14 protein-coding genes are annotated in these 18,440 nt (G+C 41.5%); 12 read left to right on the forward strand and 2 right to left on the reverse strand.

What is annotated here, in order from left to right; genetic code table 11:
- Nucleotides 1-57: 57 nt before the first annotated feature.
- Genes hpsE (L8106_RS16610) through L8106_RS16620 form a run of 3 tightly spaced genes read left to right on the forward strand, consistent with a single transcriptional unit; the run spans nucleotide 58 to nucleotide 2,951 of the window.
- Nucleotides 58-1,008: a hormogonium polysaccharide biosynthesis glycosyltransferase HpsE gene (hpsE, locus tag L8106_RS16610; RefSeq protein WP_009785528.1), complete on the forward strand. Its 951-nt coding sequence runs from the start codon at nucleotides 58-60 to the stop codon at nucleotides 1,006-1,008.
- A gap of 26 nt (nucleotides 1,009-1,034) precedes the next feature.
- Nucleotides 1,035-2,006, forward strand: a complete 972-nt coding sequence (hpsE, locus tag L8106_RS16615; protein ID WP_009785529.1) for a hormogonium polysaccharide biosynthesis glycosyltransferase HpsE — start codon at nucleotides 1,035-1,037, stop codon at nucleotides 2,004-2,006.
- A gap of 51 nt (nucleotides 2,007-2,057) precedes the next feature.
- On the forward strand, nucleotides 2,058-2,951 hold the full coding sequence (locus L8106_RS16620; protein WP_009785530.1) for a glycosyltransferase: 894 nt from the start codon (nucleotides 2,058-2,060) through the stop codon (nucleotides 2,949-2,951).
- Here L8106_RS16620 and L8106_RS16625 read toward each other — a convergent pair.
- Entirely contained in the window at nucleotides 2,937-3,923 is a 987-nt protein-coding gene (locus L8106_RS16625) for a glycosyltransferase (RefSeq protein ID WP_009785531.1), read from the reverse strand. The two genes, L8106_RS16620 and L8106_RS16625, sit on opposite strands and share 15 nt — an antisense overlap.
- A 76-nt stretch (nucleotides 3,924-3,999) precedes the next feature.
- Between L8106_RS16625 and L8106_RS16630 the strand changes: the two genes are divergently transcribed.
- The 4 genes from L8106_RS16630 to rpmB all read left to right on the forward strand — a co-directional run bounded on the left by L8106_RS16630 (nucleotide 4,000) and on the right by rpmB (nucleotide 8,638).
- Nucleotides 4,000-4,815 carry a sulfotransferase gene (locus L8106_RS16630; RefSeq protein WP_232228515.1) on the forward strand — a complete coding sequence of 272 codons (816 nt, stop codon included), beginning with the start codon at nucleotides 4,000-4,002 and terminating at the stop codon, nucleotides 4,813-4,815.
- Nucleotides 4,816-5,105: 290 nt separating this feature from the next.
- On the forward strand, nucleotides 5,106-5,657 hold the full coding sequence (locus tag L8106_RS16635; protein ID WP_009785534.1) for a hypothetical protein: 552 nt from the start codon (nucleotides 5,106-5,108) through the stop codon (nucleotides 5,655-5,657).
- 132 nt (nucleotides 5,658-5,789) lie between these two features.
- Nucleotides 5,790-7,748 (forward strand): molecular chaperone HtpG, encoded by a 1,959-nt coding sequence (htpG, locus tag L8106_RS16640; protein WP_009785535.1) that lies wholly within the window; start codon nucleotides 5,790-5,792, stop codon nucleotides 7,746-7,748.
- Between the two features lie 653 nt (nucleotides 7,749-8,401).
- Nucleotides 8,402-8,638 (forward strand): 50S ribosomal protein L28, encoded by a 237-nt coding sequence (gene rpmB, locus L8106_RS16645; protein ID WP_039896548.1) that lies wholly within the window; start codon nucleotides 8,402-8,404, stop codon nucleotides 8,636-8,638.
- A gap of 150 nt (nucleotides 8,639-8,788) precedes the next feature.
- Here the strand turns inward: rpmB and L8106_RS16650 are convergent, their stop codons facing one another.
- Entirely contained in the window at nucleotides 8,789-9,655 is an 867-nt protein-coding gene (locus L8106_RS16650) for a sulfotransferase domain-containing protein (RefSeq protein WP_009785538.1), read from the reverse strand.
- Between the two features lie 472 nt (nucleotides 9,656-10,127).
- On the opposite strand from L8106_RS16650, the gene hpsA reads away from it, so the two are divergent.
- From hpsA to L8106_RS16675, 5 genes are all read left to right on the forward strand, one after another.
- On the forward strand, nucleotides 10,128-15,056 hold the full coding sequence (gene hpsA, locus L8106_RS16655; RefSeq protein WP_255348892.1) for a hormogonium polysaccharide biosynthesis protein HpsA: 4,929 nt from the start codon (nucleotides 10,128-10,130) through the stop codon (nucleotides 15,054-15,056).
- Nucleotides 15,057-15,106: 50 nt separating this feature from the next.
- The gene (hpsB, locus tag L8106_RS16660) at nucleotides 15,107-15,805 is read left to right on the forward strand and encodes a hormogonium polysaccharide secretion pseudopilin HpsB (RefSeq protein WP_009785540.1); all 699 of its coding nucleotides are present in this window, start codon (nucleotides 15,107-15,109) and stop codon (nucleotides 15,803-15,805) included.
- Between the two features lie 36 nt (nucleotides 15,806-15,841).
- Nucleotides 15,842-16,807, forward strand: a complete 966-nt coding sequence (locus L8106_RS16665; protein ID WP_009785541.1) for a PilW family protein — start codon at nucleotides 15,842-15,844, stop codon at nucleotides 16,805-16,807.
- Between the two features lie 60 nt (nucleotides 16,808-16,867).
- Nucleotides 16,868-17,527, forward strand: a complete 660-nt coding sequence (locus tag L8106_RS16670) for a Tfp pilus assembly protein FimT/FimU (protein WP_198012960.1) — start codon at nucleotides 16,868-16,870, stop codon at nucleotides 17,525-17,527.
- A 174-nt stretch (nucleotides 17,528-17,701) separates the two neighbouring features.
- Nucleotides 17,702-18,424 carry a Tfp pilus assembly protein FimT/FimU gene (locus L8106_RS16675; protein WP_009785543.1) on the forward strand — a complete coding sequence of 241 codons (723 nt, stop codon included), beginning with the start codon at nucleotides 17,702-17,704 and terminating at the stop codon, nucleotides 18,422-18,424.
- Nucleotides 18,425-18,440: the final 16 nt, after the last annotated feature.

An 18,440-nucleotide genomic window follows, 5' to 3' on the forward strand; every position in this document is an offset into this window, starting at 1 on the left:
TAACAGAGAGCCAATCGGAGCAAAGCGTATCTCTAAAACCCTAACAAATAAGTGGTTATGGTTAATTTCACAATCGCGATCCCAACCTACAATGGCGCCAAACGTTTACCCCAGGTTCTCGACAAATTACGATCGCAAACCAATGTCGAACAAGTTTCCTGGGAAGTCATTGTTATTGACAACAATAGCACCGATAACACGGCTGAAGTGGTTAAACAGTATCAGCAAAATTGGTTATCAAACGTTCCATTACGGTATTGTTTTGAAGCCCAACAAGGTTTAGCTTTCGCTCGACAACGGGGTATAACAGAAGCATTAGGTGAATGGGTTGGCTTTCTTGATGATGATAATTATCCCGAACCTCAATGGTTAACCGCAGCCGATAAATTCACTCAAACTCACTCCCAAGTGGGTGCATTTGGAAGTCGAGTTCTGGGAAAGTTTGAAGTCACTCCTCCGGAAAACTTTGAACGCATCGCCTCATTTCTGGCTTTAACAGAACGGGGGAACCAGCCCTCTCTTTATGAACCGGGAAAAAAAATACTACCACCGGGAGCGGGTTTAGTTGTTCGTAGAGAAGCTTGGTTAAAAAATGTTCCCTCACAGTTGGTTCTTGCCGGTCGAGTTGGGGGTAAAATGTTAGCCAGTGAAGACTTAGAAGCATTACGATATATTCAGCAAGCAGGATGGGAAATTTGGTACTGTTCAGACATGGTTGTTTATCATTGTATTCCTCGTCAACGCTTGGAAAAAGACTATTTAATGAAATTGTGTTTTGGAGTCGGGTTAAGTAGTCACGCTATCCGAATGTTAAAATTTCCTCAGTGGCAACAGCCATTGATAGCCGTTGCTTACTTACTCAACGATCTCCGCAAGATTATTATACATTTGTTTAAATATAAAATTGCCATTCGTACTGAGGTTGTGGCCGCTAGTGAAATGCAGTTTTTAATCGGTAGATTACTCAGTCCATTTTACTTTTTTCTCAAGCTACAGCAAACCAGTTAACCTATTTATGTTAAGCTTGGCTAATAATGCAAGGGTTAGAACATAGTGCCGTGGACTTAACAGTTGCCATCTGTACTTACAACGGTGAAGCTCGCATTCGGGAGGTTCTAGATGCTCTGCTTCGACAACAAAAAACCGAAGGGGTTGCCTGGGAAGTTTTGGTTGTTGATAATAATAGCACTGATGGGACAGGGAAAGTTGTTTCAGAATTGATAAAAAATTGGCGGTCTGATTCTCAGCTTCGATATGTTCGAGAAGAACGAAAGGGGTTAGCTTATGCCCGAATACGAGCTATACAAGCGGCAAATAGTCAGGATTTAGTTGCTTTTTTAGATGATGATAATATTCCGGCTCTCAATTGGGTTGCTGAGACTTATGATTTTGCCATAGAAAATCCTCAAGCTGGTGCCTATGGAGGTAATATTCACTTTAAACTCGATTCTCCTCCTCCAGAGTATTTTGATCAAATCAAAATTTATTTAACAATTTATAATAGAGGTTCAGAAGCCTTTTGCTATAGCCGTTCTGCAAAGGCACGTAAAGTTCCAGCCGGTGCCGGGTGTGTCTTCCGAAAACAAGCTTGGAACCAAGTTGTTCCCCCTGTAGACAAGCTTCTCATTAGTGGACGTGATCCTAAAACCCTAGCAGCCGGAGAAGATGCGGAAGTTTTATATTATTTACAAAATACAGATTGGGAAATCTGGCATAACCCCAAGATGGAAATCTGGCATCATATTTATCCAGAACGTTTAGAAAAAGCGTATTTGCTGAAATTAGCACGGGGTTACGGCCTATCTCAACATCCGGTTCGCATGGCTCGATATTACGCTTGGCAACGACCCTTCATCCCTTTATTAACACCTCTCCTGAGTTTACGGGAAGGAATACGAGTGTTTAATTTTTATCTCAAAAACCGTCAAGAAATACCTGAAGATTTTGGAAAAGCCTGTGAATTGGAAGCTAAACTGGGTCAATTTTATAGTCCTTGGTTTAGGTAAACTTTATCGCTCATAAAATTTGACTAAATAATAAAATTATCTACTACTTTTATGCCAATAATTTCTGTGATTATTCCTGCTTACAATGCAGAAAAAACAATTAAAAAAACAATTCAATCTGTTTTAAATCAAACTTTTTTAGATTGGGAATTAATCGTTGTAGATGATGGTTCAACGGATAGTACAAAGGAAGTCGTTGCAGAAATAAAAGATAATCGCATATTTCTTTTTTCTTTTCCAAATGCAGGAGTTTCAGCCGCAAGAAATCGAGGCGTTAACAAATCTTCAGGTGAGTTTTTAGCCTTTATCGATGCTGATGATCTGTGGACTCCTGATAAATTAGAATTGCAACTCAAAGCTTTACAAGAACATCCAAAAGCTGCGGTTGCATACAGTTGGACAGACTATATCGATGAGTCCGATCAAATCATTTATTCAGGTAGACATATTACATTAAATGGCAATATTTATGAAAAGTTATTAGTTCGATATGTTCTAGAAAACGGTTCCAATTTTTTAATTCGTAAAGATGCTTATCTGAAAGTTGGAGGCTTTGATGAATCTATCTTTGGTGTCGAAGATTGGGATTTGAGTATTCGTCTTTCCCAGCTTTATAAATTTGTTGCGATACCCAAAACTCAAGTCTTGTATCGAATGTCTCCTCACTCGATCACAAGCAATTTTAGCAAGCAGGAGCTAGAATCTTTGAGAGTTATAGAAAAAGCATATAGTCAAGCTCCTCAATCAGTTCAATATCTCAAAAAAGAGAGTTTAGCTGATCTTTATAAGTATTTACTCTGGAAAACACTCGCCGGATCAAAACAACACAAAGGTTTACAAGCGATTCGTTATCTTTGGAATTATACTCAAAATGAGTCTCATCTTTTATCTCAATTTCCTTTTGTCCTAAAAATGTCCATTAAAAGTTTGTTAGCGATCATCTAAACGTGCATATCCAGATAACGTTGTTGTATTAAATACCCGTTCAAACCGAGTAAAACAAGCTTGGGCTAATGAAGAAGGTAACACCGCCATTGCTGTAATTTTGAGTAGCACTTTGTAGAAAGTTCGAGTTTTGATCAGAGATGAATCATAACCAACTGTTTTCCAAAATAGAGATGCAGCTTTAAAAGCACGAAGCCGTTCGGGTTTTGCTTCTAACGCCATTGTTGTTAAACCTTTATAACGATTTCCTAAACAAATCGATTTCAGAGATTGAATTGATTCTGGTGCCTCAGCAAATGCTTGTTCTAAAATTTGTAAACTGGCTGCTTCCATTCCCCAAACATTATAAGACATAGAATAGGCATATTTTCGATAAAAAACCTGAACAAATGGCACAACGATAAACGAATAACGCGCCGCTAAACGTAACCACATTTCCCAATCTTCTACATAACGAAGGGATTTATTAAATGTTCCCACTTCAGAAAATACCTGAGTCCGAATCATCGGATTAGAACCACTTCCAATAAAATCTGCTAATAATAATTTTTTATAAACATTACCGCTAAAATCACAATGAGGGCCACGACGGAGAAATTGACCCGTTTCATCAATATAATCTGTCCAACTATAAGCAACAGCCGCTTCTATATTCGCTTCTAAAGCCTGATATTGAGCTTCAAGTTTACCGGGCTTCCATAAATCATCTGCATCAATAAAAGCAATATATTTACCCGATGCGCGATCAATTCCCCGATTTCGACTGGTAGATAATCCAGCATTCGGAAAAGAAAATATTTTGATCCGAGAGTCGGAAATATTTTCTAAAATTTCAGGGGTTTTATCTGTTGAACCGTCATTAATAATAATCAATTCAAAATCAGTAAAACTCTGATCTAAAACTGATTTAATCGTTTCTTGAATTGTCTTTTCACCGTTGTATACTGGAATAATAACAGAAACTTGTGGCATCTCCAATTGGCTCCGGGTTTCAATAACGTTTAGCTTGGCGCTAGAAATGAGAGTACAGTCCAAAACTCCTGTTTTTTTGGTTGGATGTCCCCGCTCCGGTACAACACTACTTCAAAGCTTACTCGCGGCTCATCCTGATATTATATCTTTTCCTGAGTCGAAGTTTTTTCAATATTTTACCCCAGAATACGAACGACGCCGAAAAAGACTCGGATTCATCTCTCAACGATTAAAGCCCTGGCTCAAGCATTATTTTACAGATGAACTGGGTCGCTCTGATTTACTGACTTATTTTCCGGTTATTCCTTTACAATTTCTTTATGTCCGACAGTTTATTAAAGTTCTCAGTCTTTTAGCCGAAGAACAGGGGAAACCCCTTTTTCTGGAAAAAACTCCCCAGCATATTTTTTATATCCATACCATTGAAAAGTATATCCCCAATGCTAAAATCATTCATCTTTTACGCAGTGGAACTGATGTGGTTGCGTCTTTGTATGAGGTAACACACCGTTATCCGCAAGGTTGGGATGGAAAATGGGAAATTGATCGATGTGTTGACCATTGGAAACAAGCCGTTAAACTGAGTTTAAACACTAAAAATAAACTCAATCATCATTTAGTCAGTTATGAACAGTTAACCGAAACGCCTGAAATAGTGTTGAAAAAAATCTGTCATTTTTTGAGCATTGCTGATGACCAAAATCTGATCAAAAATTATAGCAAAGCCGCCTCACCTCTGTTGCAACCGAATCATGGTCGCACGGTTGATACTCAAAAAATAAACCCTTCTCAGTCTGAGAAATTTAATCGGATCTTTGATGGGTCGCAAAGACAATATATCTTCGATCAGGTTGCTGAAGTGAATCAACAAATTCAAGACCTGGATCATTGACAACTTAAATCTTGATTGACTAAAATCTTAGAAAGAAAATACTTGAATAACGTTCTCAAAAATCCTACCCTTAAAAGTTTATGAACTTGATTCAAAAAAACAAGCAAACCCTCAAATAATTCTGGGCTTATGGACAGTATTGGATCAATCGCCAAACTTTACCTGAAAAACGATTTGTTCTCTTTGGTCGAGGTCGTTCAGGAAGTACACTCCTGGTAAGTTTACTAGATTCTCATCAACAAATTCGCTGCGATGGCGAGATTTTACATCACCCCGTTTCTTGGCCTCAATTGTATATTGATGTTTGTTCATCACGCGGTCAACTTCCTGTCTATGGCTTTAAATTACTCAGCTATCAACTGAGAGATGTTCAGCCCATTATTAATGCCAAAAAGTTTTTATCAGACCTCTATTTAAAAGGATACAAAATTATCTATCTGACTCGGACGAATCTATTTTATCATGCCATTTCTAATCTTAACGCTAGACAGAATAAATTTCATCATCAAGCCAACGAAAAGAAACCCAAATTTCAACCGATTTATCTTGACCTAGAAGACCTGATTCATTGGATTGAACATAGTCAATCTTTAGCAGAATATGAAAAGAAAATCTTGAAAGATTTACCCTATCTAAGCTTAACCTACGAAGAACATCTTCAGGATGCAAGCTGTCATCAAAAAACAGCCAATCTCATTTTTGATTATTTAGAAATTCCAGCCACCTCAATTCAAACCAACTTGGTGAAAATCGTTCCGAGAAACTTACAAGACTTGGTGTTAAACTACGAAAGCCTCACTCAACAGCTAAAATCTACAAAATATAGCCACTATTTGGATTAATATTCAAGCCAAAGCTGATCAATACGGAAATCCGAATCCCTACTTGGGGGTGATCCCATTCACCAAAAAGGATCGCGATCGCAGACAATGGTTCCTGGATACCATATTTATAGAGCATTAGCAGTATAACCTATGACCGTACTTGAACAGGGAACGATTACTATTCACACCGAGAATATCTTCCCGATTATCAAAAAATCCCTTTACACCGATCACGAAGTCTTCTTTCGGGAACTTGTCTCTAACGGCGTTGATGCCATCTCCAAACTCAAAACCATCGCCCGCACTGGGGAATATTCCGGGGAAACAGGCGAACCTGAAATTATCGTCGAAGTCAACAAAGACAACAAAACCCTTTCCATCACCGATAATGGAATTGGCTTAACGGCTGATGAAATCAAAAAATACATCAACCAAGTCGCCTTTTCCAGCGCCGAAGAATTCATCGAGAAATATCAATCCAACGCAGATAACGCCATTATCGGACATTTCGGGTTAGGCTTTTATTCGTCCTTCATGGTCGCTCGACAAGTCGAAATCGATACCCTATCTTACCAAGAGGGAGCGCAAGCGGTTCACTGGACTTGTGATGGTTCCCCCGAATTTAAACTCGAAGACTCCAACCGCACTCAACGCGGCACCACCATCACCCTCACCTTGATGGATGATGAACTCGAATACTCCGAAGCAAGTCGCATTCGTCAACTGGTGAAAACCTATTGCGACTTTATGCCCGTCTCTATCAAGATGGACGGTGAAACCCTCAACCGTCAGAAAGCACCCTGGAGAGAGTCACCGAGTAACCTCACAGACGATGATTATCTCGATCTGTACCGTTATCTCTATCCCTTCCAAGAAGATCCCCTATTATGGGTTCATTTGAATACTGATTATCCCTTCATTGTCAACGGTATTCTCTACTTCCCCAAACTCAAGCCTGATGTTGATGTTAGTCAAGGCAATATTAAACTCTTTTGTAACCAAGTTTTTGTCAGCGAACACTGCGAAGAAATCATTCCTAAATTCCTGCTACCGTTGCGGGGTGTAATTGACAGCACCGACATTCCCCTAAATATTTCTCGGAGTGCTTTACAAAGCAACCGTACTGTTCGGAAAATTGCCGATTATGTAGCTAAAAAAGTCGGCGATCGCTTAAAAGAAGTGTATCGAGATGATCGCAAAGAATATATTCGCTGTTGGCAAGATATCGGAACTTTTGTCAAGTTTGGTTCTCTCAACGACGAGAAGTTTAAAAAGCAAGTCGAAGATGTTCTCGTCTTCCGAACAACTTATAAACCCGAACCTACTGACAGCCAAAAACCCGAAGCAACAGATGATGCTTGGCAGTCTTCAGAAGATGCTGCTGGTAGTTTTGATGAACAAGGAAACTATTACACCACTTTAAACGAATATTTGGAACGCAACAAAGAACGCCATGAAAATAGTGTTTTTTACTGCACCGAAGAAGCCGCCCAAGCTACATACATCGAACTGCACAAGAGTCAAGGGTTGGAAGTGTTGTTCCTTGATTCTTTCATCGATACTCACTTTATTAGCTTCCTCGAACGGGAACACAGCGATGTGAAATTCCAGCGAGTTGACTCAGAAATTAACGAAGATTTGATTGACAAAGAAAGTAGTAAAACAGAAATTGTCGATCCCAAAACCAATAAAACTCGTAGCGAACAAATCAAAGAATTGTTTGAGAAATCTCTCAATAAACCGAGTGTGAATATTCGCACCGAAGCGCTGAAATCGGAAGACACCCCTCCAGCGATGGTTTTACTTCCAGAAGCGATGCGACGGTTACAGGATATGACCGCATTAATGCAGCAACAAAAAGCCGAATTTCCTGACAATCATGTTCTGTTGGTTAATACTTCTCATCCCTTAATTCAAAATCTTGCCAACTTAAGTCAAGGAAGTATAGAAGGGGCTGAATCTCCTTCCGCAGAACTAGCAAATATGATTTGTCACCATGTTTATGACTTGGCATTAATGGCACAAAAAGGCTTTGATGCAAATGGGATGAAATCTTTTGTAGAACGGTCAAATCATGTGTTAACTCAGTTAACTCAACGGGCGGTTTAATTCACCTCTCCTCCAACCCCTCTTTCTTCCTCCCTGTCCCCTGCCCCCTAAATCCCCCAATCCTGGGGGACTTGGAAAAGATTGATTCCCCCCAAACTTGGGCAGGGCCGTTTCGTTGCCCGAAAACTTGATTTGTGGGGAGGTGGGGAGGTAGTGAGTCCACCCCCGTGCGCGGGTTCCCCGCGTTGAGGGGAGTGGCGAACCCGTGCGCGGGAGGTAGGGAGGTTGGGAGGATTTTTATTAATAAAAAGCTATTTTTCCTCGGAAAAAACTCCTCTCCCCATCACCCCATCACCCTTTCACCCCATCAACCCCGGCAATTTTTAACTTAGAATGAAACAGCCCTGCCAAACTTGGGGGGACAAAGGGGGGCTTCCTAAAGTTAGAGGCGGAGGGAGGGGGGCAAAATGTAGAATGCTTAAGGTAGAACTTGAGATGGGTATAAATGGTAGCTTGTTAAGGGAGATGCCGCAGGCGGAGAGATCGGGGAGATAATAGAGAAGTTGACAAAAATCGCGATCGCACAATTGCAGATTTGGCTTGAGTTTAACAAAATTTTAGTTTTCAGTGACATCACAGATTTTTTGGTTCTACAGATGAGGCAATATAATAAAGGTTTGGACTGTAAGTAAAATGTTAATTTAGGAGGTTTTATGTCTCGTAGATGCCAGCTAACCGGGAAAAAAGCAAATAACGCGATGGCTGTGTCTCACTCCCACCGTCGTACCCACAAGTTACAACAACCGAACTTGCAATGGAAACGGATTTGGTGGCCTCAAGGAAAGCGTTGGGTGAGACTGAAAATTTCGACGAAGGCGATTAAAACCCTAGAAACGAAAGGAATTCACGCAATGGCGAAAGAAGCTGGGCTGAATCTTAATAAGTTTTAACCCATCCTTTGGGTGTCCCCCTACACCCAGGGAAAACCGTTTCATTACGGGGACGCAGGGGGTCGCGGCTTTTGTCCCCAACCCCTTTTCTTTGCAGGAGAGGGGCGTATTTTTGGAAATTATATGATTTGAAATTATGTTGAAATTCTATTATTGCTCCCAGTCATAGCGAACCCCCAAATATTCATAAAGCCGTTGATTGTGGGGTCTGAAATAATCAACCAATTTTTGCCGAGTTTCTGGATTGAGAGAAGAATATTGATTGCGATTATATTTTTTAAACTTTTGGGGAAACCATTCGGGCAATTCTAAAAAGTCCAGCGTTTTTTTGTAGAGAATCTTGGGATATGTCAATAAATCATCCATGGCAAGAATCAAAATTTGTTCAGGCTTAAAAAACTGTTGCCATTTTTCAATCTGGGGAAGATATATCCCCCGAGAAAGGTAAGAGTAATGCTGATAGTTAAAGCTGTTATAAGATGGATTTTCTCCGATTTTATCTGCTTCTTCGGCTAGTCTTTCTTCTTCCTTGGCGATCGCCTCCTCAAAAGACAAAATGGTTTCAAATCCAAGCTTAAACTCGTGCTGATAATGAGAATAGGCTCGATCAACCGGATTTCTCAGCAGAACGATTAATTTAACATTCGGCACGATTTGGGCGACTCTTTCGGCAACTAGGGGATGAAAAATATAATAGGGACTTGCTTCTCCGGTCAAAAACTTTTGTTGTTTGAATAAAGTTTGATAATGGGCTTTCAATTGGAGGGGAAAATGGCTGCGATACCAGGTCAATCCCCGAGAAAAATTCAGGTCGAAATAGTGAACTTCTTTGGTACAAGCCGGATAAATGCAGGGGTGTTGACTTAAATAGTTATAAAGGGAGCTTGTTCCCGCCTTCTGAACGCCAATAATAATAAAATGGGGTAACATTCTTAGGGGAGCGCTAAGAAATCGAGCAACCCCGATCTGAAGGCTATCAAATGGGGACGGAGGATTGGAAGCGGGGTGTTGATTCATGTTTCAAGAGTTGCAGGGAAGGATTGATCGTCGCGAGATAGCTGCATTTTAGCGTGACTTGCACTTCAGGAGCCTATGTGCGTTGAGGGGGTACGGTGGTTAACCGCTTTGAATTTCCGTATCAATTGCTTCGGAGGTGATCAATTTTTTCCCCAAATGGGGAATAGTAATGTCCAGAGTGAGAGAAATCACTCGCTCACTTAGGATTGTTGCTAGGATTTTAGTAGGGTCAGATACGGTTAACGCTTTTGGTGCTTTCGGGCTGACTCCAGGATGAGTAGGTTAGCATCCCCGCCTCCCCAAACCCTCGATGACTGCCAAATCAAAAAACAAATTTATCTCAATTTTATAAAATTGAAATTAATTACTGCCGGGGGATGCCAAAACGGATGATGTCAGGTGCTGGGGCAACACCGCCGCTTGATCGCTGTTTCTCGCAAACTCCTCTAGGATAAAGGTCAGGACAGGGGCTATGTCTAAACACAAAAAGTCAAATTTGTCAATACTATCTCAATTACAGAATGTGTATCGGCCTATAGAAAGAATCATTCAAAGGCTGATGCGATCGCTGTTGAGGACTTGGATGAGAGTAAACCGACGCGATCGCTATGGTCGGGCGGGGTTTGTCTTGCCAACAGTAACGATGGTGATGTTGGTGGTGGTGTTGCTATCACTCGCGATTATGTTTCGGGCGTTTGATCGGGCGCAGGATGCTCAGTATACAAGAGTCAGTCAACAGACTCTAAATGCAGTTGCACCCGCAATTGACCGAGCCAAAGCAAAAGTTACTCAAGCTTTACAAGAAGTTACAGAGGTTTCTGATGAGGAAATCTACAAAATATTAACCACCAGTCGATTTGTATTTGGTGACGAAAAGGTTGTACAAGTTCGATATGATGTTGATGGTAAGGGTGGGATTAACCCCGCCGGAGCAACAGAGAAGATTAATGATAACGAACAGGTAGAGACGGCATGGCGGTTCCCGTTTGATACAGATAATAACGGGAAATTTGATAGTTTCATCCTGTATGGAATTTTCTCTACAACTCCACAACAGGGCAAACCTAGAAATCCACTCAATGCCAGAACTCAACCTCTCCCCTCTCTCGATGCACGCAAAGAATGTGCTTTTGTCAGTGGTGGGGTTGATGACTTGGTGACAGAAGAAGGACTCACTCCAACCCGAGGAAAGTTTAAGAAAAGTATCTTTGCTTATGCGACCACTGTGCCAGTTACAGAGGAGATGATGCAGGCACAAAATTTACCTGACCGAGAATATGAAGCAAGCTTACAAGCAAACTCCCCTGCTGCCTCACCTGTGGAATATCAGCAAGACTGGCAGATTAAACCGCTTAACGGTGTTGTTTATCGAGATGACTTAAATATTAACCCTGGCCCTGCATTTAACTTTAATGGCAGTTTATTAACCCAAAGTAACTTAATTGTTTCACCGTTTGGGAATAACATCACGATCTATCAAGCGAGTGCCAAAAAATCTTGTTTCTACGATCCCGAACTCAGCAAGATAACGGTTGGGGGTAACGTGATCAACGGTATGGTGGATACTGATGAACAAAAGCCTGTTCAAGTTCACCTCTACCAAGGTGAAGATGATCCGAAAGTCGCTGAGATATCGGAGAACAATCAGTCAGTTGCGGGAAATGCGGCGAAGGTGGCAATGTACAACGATGAGCCATATCGAGAATTGATAGAAGAGAAGGTTAAAGCTCAACTCGCCCAAGATCTGAGTACAGATCCAGTAAAAGTCAAAGCAATTGTAGATCGGGTTAGTAATGAAGAAGGAGATGCCGCAGTAGAAAAGACTCGAAGAGATCAGTTAGAAAGGCACTACCAAGCACTAGAGCCAAAAATTCCATATGGGGAAGTGAGTGTTAAACCCGATCAGCTACAAGCAACTGAACCGACTGACGAGACTCGGAAGACAGGTGAAGAAAACGAACTCGGCGATCGCGTTTTAGTCGGGAACAACCAACCAGCTTTGAAAGAAGAAGAAAATGGTCAACTCGTGGTAGCCGAACAAGTCTTAGGAACATGGACAGACACAGAAACTGATCGCACTCGTCCAACTCAAGCAGAACCCTTGCCGGAGGCTGGAGATTTGAGTCGGAACGGTTTTTGGGAAAAAGCAGCCGCTCGTCTACCAAAAAGCTTTATTGAAGGTGTGGGAGGATTGCGAGTCGTCACAGGAGGCGGAGTCTATGAGCGAGAAAGTTCTTTCTTACCTCTTCCTCAAGTCAAGGGTAGCATTCCTGATCCCGCCGGGAATCCCTATTATCTATATAACGATCCAGCAACCGCAGCAACTGATGAAGAATTTCCAATTGTCTGGCCGGATACGATGCCAATGTCACCTCCAGGGCAAAATTCTGAGGTATTTGACAATGACCCCGGCACTCTTGCATGGGATAGTACAATTCTTGCTTCTAACTGGCCACTAACAACAACGAATTCACCTCCACCTGCTAACTCGATAGACCCCAACACGCCCAAGTATGCTAAGGGCGACCTGAAGATGCGAGCAACTGCTGTTTATCACTACGCTCAGGACGCCTTTGATCCATCAAATGATCCACCAGACTTAGATCAAAGACCGATTGCTTGTGTCAGTAGCTACTATGATCCTTCTACATTGATTACAGCTTTTAATGAAACGGGTTTAGGGTGGAATGAAGATCCAGATACAACCAGACAAGGCGGCCGCTCAAACAATGGTATTGTTTACGGGCCACCCGCAACGGCTAGACCCGAAAATGCTTCAACTGTAGCAGGTGGTTTACTGGGAGGTACGACTCCTTCTGACCTTGAAAAACAAGCAAATTATGTATTTCCTAATGGACGTTTTGCCAATAAACCCTTGAGAGATGCTTTACTGAGAGATGAGGATAATCGCAGTTTAGCTGATAAAGCTGCTATTGATGCCACTCTCTGTTCACTGGGGATTTTAGGAATAGGAACAGAAACAAATGGTTTTACGCTTGGTGGTGTTCCTGCCTATCTGAGTGCTTTTGACGGAGCCATTAAAGAAGTTACGCTACTCAACGCCCGAGAAGTGAAGGCAATTCACAAAGATAATGATACAACAGAGGTTGATGAAACCTTTACTTTAAGCAGTCCTTTGACGGGGACAGAAAAGGCGAGTGTAATTAACACGCAATACGACTTACCTCTCGAAGATCGTTTGCCTATAGAAGTTCGGGTGACTCAAATCGATTTGGGTATTCTCCGAAACACACCAATTGCAAATACAAATGCTGACGTGAAGGATGAATTAGATCCTGAGTATATGCTTCCCTACAGTGGTATTATCTACGCCACACGGGATGATGCCCTGCCAGATCGTAGTTTCCGAGAAGATGATGGTACTGGGATCATGGATGAGGATAAAAGTAAAGCCCTCAGTCCGGTAGACTTTGTACTCGATCCGACTCGTAAGCCGAATGGAATCATGCTAGTTCATGGCGGAAGTTTAGGTCGCAACGATAGTCAAGCACCCACCAGTACAGAAGATGTGCTGAAGGAAAAAGGGTTAACCCTAATCTCTAATCTCCCGGTTTATATCAAGGCGGATGATAGAAATGGTGTTGCTTCTGACAGTGGCAATATAGACGCAAGAGGTACATTCAACCAGCACACTCAAGAGGAGTTTGAAGAAGATTTTGACTGGAATATTAATAGCTTCTACAATGGCCGCAAAACTCTGAATGCTAGCTTTGCTTGTCGCAAGGGTGATCCCATTCGGAAAGAGTTACAAAAACCTTGTACAGAGGGGGATAACTGGCGTCCTGTAACGGTTTTTGCCGATGCGATTACTTTGTTAACAGATGAGTATCAGGAAGGTTTCCGTAATGAAGGAGACTTTGACCTGAGAAATAATGCGGGTAACGCAGTTGTTGGTTATGACTTGAATGGAAATGGTAGTATCGGAACGAATTCAGTTAATGAGACTACTTTTGGGATTGATTTGACTGGTGATGGTGATACAAATGATGATGTTCCGGAAAATCAGGTAACAGCTAAAGCCGCCCGTCAACTGAATGGTTTCAACGCTTACAACGATTTCGCGGTAAATGGTTTGAGTAGTTGGGATTTTGACTTTGATGGTCCGGGTGGTACGGGTACTAGATATAGAGCCTACACCGACGAACTCTACAGCATGAACAGAAACACAGCGCTGGATAGTTCATACTTCAATAACTACGTTACCCCCGTTCAACGGCGAGGAACCTTCTCTGAGTATGTGATGGAGATGTGTCTAAAACCCTCTGTTTCTGCTTGTGAGCCTGGTGATTGGGTTGTGGTTGACAAAGATGGTGGGGCTAGCAAAACCGCATCAGAAGCTTTTATTAACGGTGATAGCTATGCTGACATTGATGGTTCTGGTACAACAGCTCGTTTAGCTTCTCCAGAATATCAACGTTATCCTCGTCGAGTTGCCTTCAAGCGTACTACGAGTCCTCCTGAGAACGAGTTAGATTTTCCTAGTGGCTCATCGCCGATTCCACTGGGTATTAGAAGCAACAACATTATTCAAGCAACATTTGCTGATGCTGCTACTACTCCTGATACACCAGAGAACGCTCTGTGGTTCCAAACAAACAATAATGGCGCGAGAAACTGGAAAGCAAGTAATCCTTTATGGTACTACGACCCTCTAGCTAACAAACCTACTGATACTCCAGCGACTGTTCCAGCAACAGTTCAACAACCGCTTTTGGTTCCTGTTCTACAACTTCATGCGTCTCGGGAGACTCCAGGCGGTACCACTTTCCCCGTTACTAACAACAAAGCACAAGAAAACACACGTTGGCTGCCAAAAACACCGAGAAACGACTATGAATATAACCTAGTGTTTGGAGCGGGTGATGTGCCTGCCCGTCCAGATGAGACGAATGGAGGTTTACAAAACCTGGCACGATTCCTAGAAAACTGGCAACAAAAGAGGAGTGGTAAGGACAGTAAAAGTACGACTACAATTGCAGGCTCATTTGTTCAGTCTGGTCGCAGTGAATATTCAACCGCTCCTTATTTTGGGCTTCGAGAAGATGATGATGGAACAATCTTTGGTGAAACAGGTAACGATGCCAAGTACAACGTCGCTAACGCAGGTGGAAAAATAGGATACTTTGCACCGCCTAATCGGAGTTGGGGTTTTGATTTGGGCTTGTACTATCAACCGCCCGATTACTTCTCTCGTAAGTTTGCGCGATTGGATAAAGATGCAGAAGGAGATCTGATTGTCCAGCAGTATTTCCGAGAACTCCCTCAAGATGATCCTTGGGTGAAAGGTATCTTGTGTGCAAAGGTTAAGGAAAATGGTGAGAATGTTGCTCCTGATGTGATTCGGGGATCATTGGACTGCTCGGAAGGATACGATGACTAGCATCAAATTAACAGCCTACAAACTCAAAACAAAATAGGAGGAATCAAGCCATGAAAAAACTCATCCATCAACGCAATCCCTGTCAGTCGGAGGAGGCTGGCTACGCCCTCATCGAGTCATTAATTGCGATCGTTGTTGTTGCTATCCTGATGACTGCGGTGACTCCGATGATTGTCTTTTCAATGGGAGCGCGAATGCAAGCCAAGCGAATACAACTCGCCACTCAAGCCTCACAAAGTTATCTGGCTGATCTCAAAGCAAACCCAAAAGAAAATGATGGTTTAGCTCCAAGTACAGAAGAAGATATCGCTAATATTGGCGACTTGACAGGTGATTGTGAGGATAGTGACGGATACTGTTCCTATCAAGCAGATAAACCGGAGACGGGTAGAACGTTGTATTGCGTTAATTTTGATGAGGAAGAAGGCTGTCAAAAGAGTAGCATGGTAGATATGGTTGTCTGGCCGATTAGAGAGGTAGCTCTAGATACAGACAATAATCCCATAGCCACTGATTTGGGCTATAATCTATCCCTTCGAGTATACCGTGCTAATTCTTTTGCTGATGATGTAGGAGCATTAAAACAAGATGGTGAGGTAGATAGTAGTGTTGCTCAAGCATTAGGAAATCGAACTTTACCCCTATTTCAAACCGCAACTTTTATTTCACCCTCAGCTAGTGCTGACCGAAGCCTTTATAATTCATATTGTGAAAGGACGAATGGATGTGTTCCCCCTCCCTCTCCCTAGAATCAACCAAATTTCTTGTACTGGAAATTTAAAAAGATGACTTTACTACAACTTTTGCTCAAAACTCGCTCTCGATCAAAACCTTCGGAACCGACTCACTCAACAGATGGCTTTACGATGATTGAATTAGTAGTTGGAGCGGTCATAGCCTTTCTGATTATGGGACCGTTGCTAGGCTTTGTTGTGAATATTCTCAATGATGACTCCAGAGAACAAGTTAAAACCACAACAGATTATGAACTACAAGCTGCGGTAGACTTCATTAGTGAAGATTTATCTCAAGCTTATTACATCTATGATCCAGAGCATCAAGAAGATGAAAAAACAATTAATCAGATTGATGCAATTCAAGCTAAACTTCCTCGGGCGTCCGAAACGCCAATTCTAGTGTTCTGGAAACTGCACAGGTTGCGGAATGCCATTCCTATTCCTGGAAGTAGAATAACAGCCCCAAAAAACTGTACACCAGATGAGTGTAATGATACCTCTGTTCGAGCAGTCGTCGCTTATTATTTGGTTAAGGAAACCAATCCTAATTCGATCTGGTGTCAGCCAACAACAGGTGATGGAAAAGATTGTCCCCAAAGAATTGTTCGTTATCTAGCCCATGAACCCCTAGAAAAGTTTCGGGGAACTGGGATACCTTACCCAGAAGGTGATTTGAAAGATTCTCAAAAGGGAACACTAATGATTCCTAATACCTTTTCATTGGAAGAAGATCCGATATCAAGTTCCTTTCCAGCAGTTTCAGAAGATCCACAGGTTTTAGTTAATTATATTAGTTGTTTTTCAGATTCAATTTGTTATCCAGATCAAGATTCTGAAGATCGAATTGATGTATCAGACACTAATGATTCAGTTCAATTCACAATAAAAGCTAATGCTATGCGCCGAATAGATGGAAAGAAGACAGGCTTTTGTGAGAGTGATGAGGGTCAAGGTTCCGCCTACTGTCCTAAAGCAAGTGTTCGAGTACAGGGGCTAAAGGTTAAAATTCAATAGCCAAATTTATGAGAATGAAAATATCAACAATGAAAAAGGGAAATTATGAAAAATATTTTATTGAAACACTTACTCCGACAAAGAAGGCAAAAAACAGGTCAATCTCGACGCTCTGAACTGGGTTTCACAATGCTAGAGTTGATGGTGGTAGTCATTATTGTCGGTATTTTTGCTGCTATTGCTGCACCCGCCTGGACTGGTTTTGTTAACCGTCAACGTATTCGAGCCGTTAATGGTCAAGTTTTACGAACGTTACAAACTGCACAAGCAGAAGCCAAACGTAAGAAACAACCTTTAACTGTAACGTTTGCCTATGAGGAAGATCATCCACTTAATGATCCACCAAGGTTTGTTTTTCATAAACCAACAACAATAATAGAAGATGCAGATAAGGAAGAAGAATTAGTAGATAAACCAGGAATAATACGGAACTGGGAAGAATTTAGTATTGAAGGTGAGATTGATCGAAAAATGGTTAAGCTCGATATGTACAATATACCCCAAGGTCAATATAGTTTGGATCAAGGAATACCATTTACTGATCAGGGTATTGTAGATACAGAAAAACTACTAGAGGAATATGGTGGGAGTTTACCTATAAAAGTAGTTATTTCTACTCCAGACGGTGGGCTAAAAAGATGTGTGATTGTTCAAACATTGTTAGGTGCAATGATAACGGCTGAGGGTGATGATCCTGACACCGGATGCGGCTCTAATTAATAATTGATGAAAGATAGGAATTAGTCATTTTCCAACAATGTGTAAAAGTTGTGACATTATTAGGAGCAATGATAACATCTGAAGGGGATGATAATAAAATTGGATGTCCGTATAATTAAGAGTTGATGTAAAATTAGATTAATCTTTTAATTCTAATCAGGGTAGTTCAACTCAATGAAACCAGACACGCGATTAATATGCGATCGCCAAATTTATCATAAGCCTTTTACCTCTCTCTCCTCAACTTCAAAGATTAGAAATACCACCGGATATACTATTATTGAAGTCCTATCAGTTGTGACTTTAATTAGTCTATTTAGTGCAATAGCAGTTCCCGCTTGGAATGGGTTTGTTGGGCGTCAACAACTGCGTGCGGGTGCAAACCGAGTCTATTGGGCGATGCGAACTGCTCAAAGTGAAGCCAAACGTCAAAAAATTGCTGTTCAAGCCAGTTTTCGAGAGCAAGATAATCAAGTTCAATGGGCGGTTCATCGACCCAATATTCCTCCCAATGACCTATCAGATGCAGCTTGGGAAAGCCTTCCTGTGGGTGTTTTAATCGATGATCAAACACAAGAACCTCAAGAGGAAGATAACGATCAAGATGAAAAGTTTGGGGACGAAACAACACTTATTCGAGTTGATCCGAAAGATAATAAAGTGAGAAATTCAGGAACCGTTTATCGCGCTTTATTCAACTACAAAGGTTGTCCAGTGTACAAGCCGACTGATGAATGTACTCAAACATCTTTGCGTGCAAAAGGACGCTTGGGACTCAAACACAAAAACCTAAAAAATGCAAAACGTTGTGTGATTGTTTCTACTTTAATCGGAGTCGTTCGTACCGGACAAGAACAGTCAAAAAAAGAGTCAGGAACAAATCGATACTGCTATTAAATTATATCGCAACAAG

This window comes from Lyngbya sp. PCC 8106, from assembly GCF_000169095.1.
Taxonomy (GTDB): Bacteria; Cyanobacteriota; Cyanobacteriia; order Cyanobacteriales; family Microcoleaceae; genus Capilliphycus.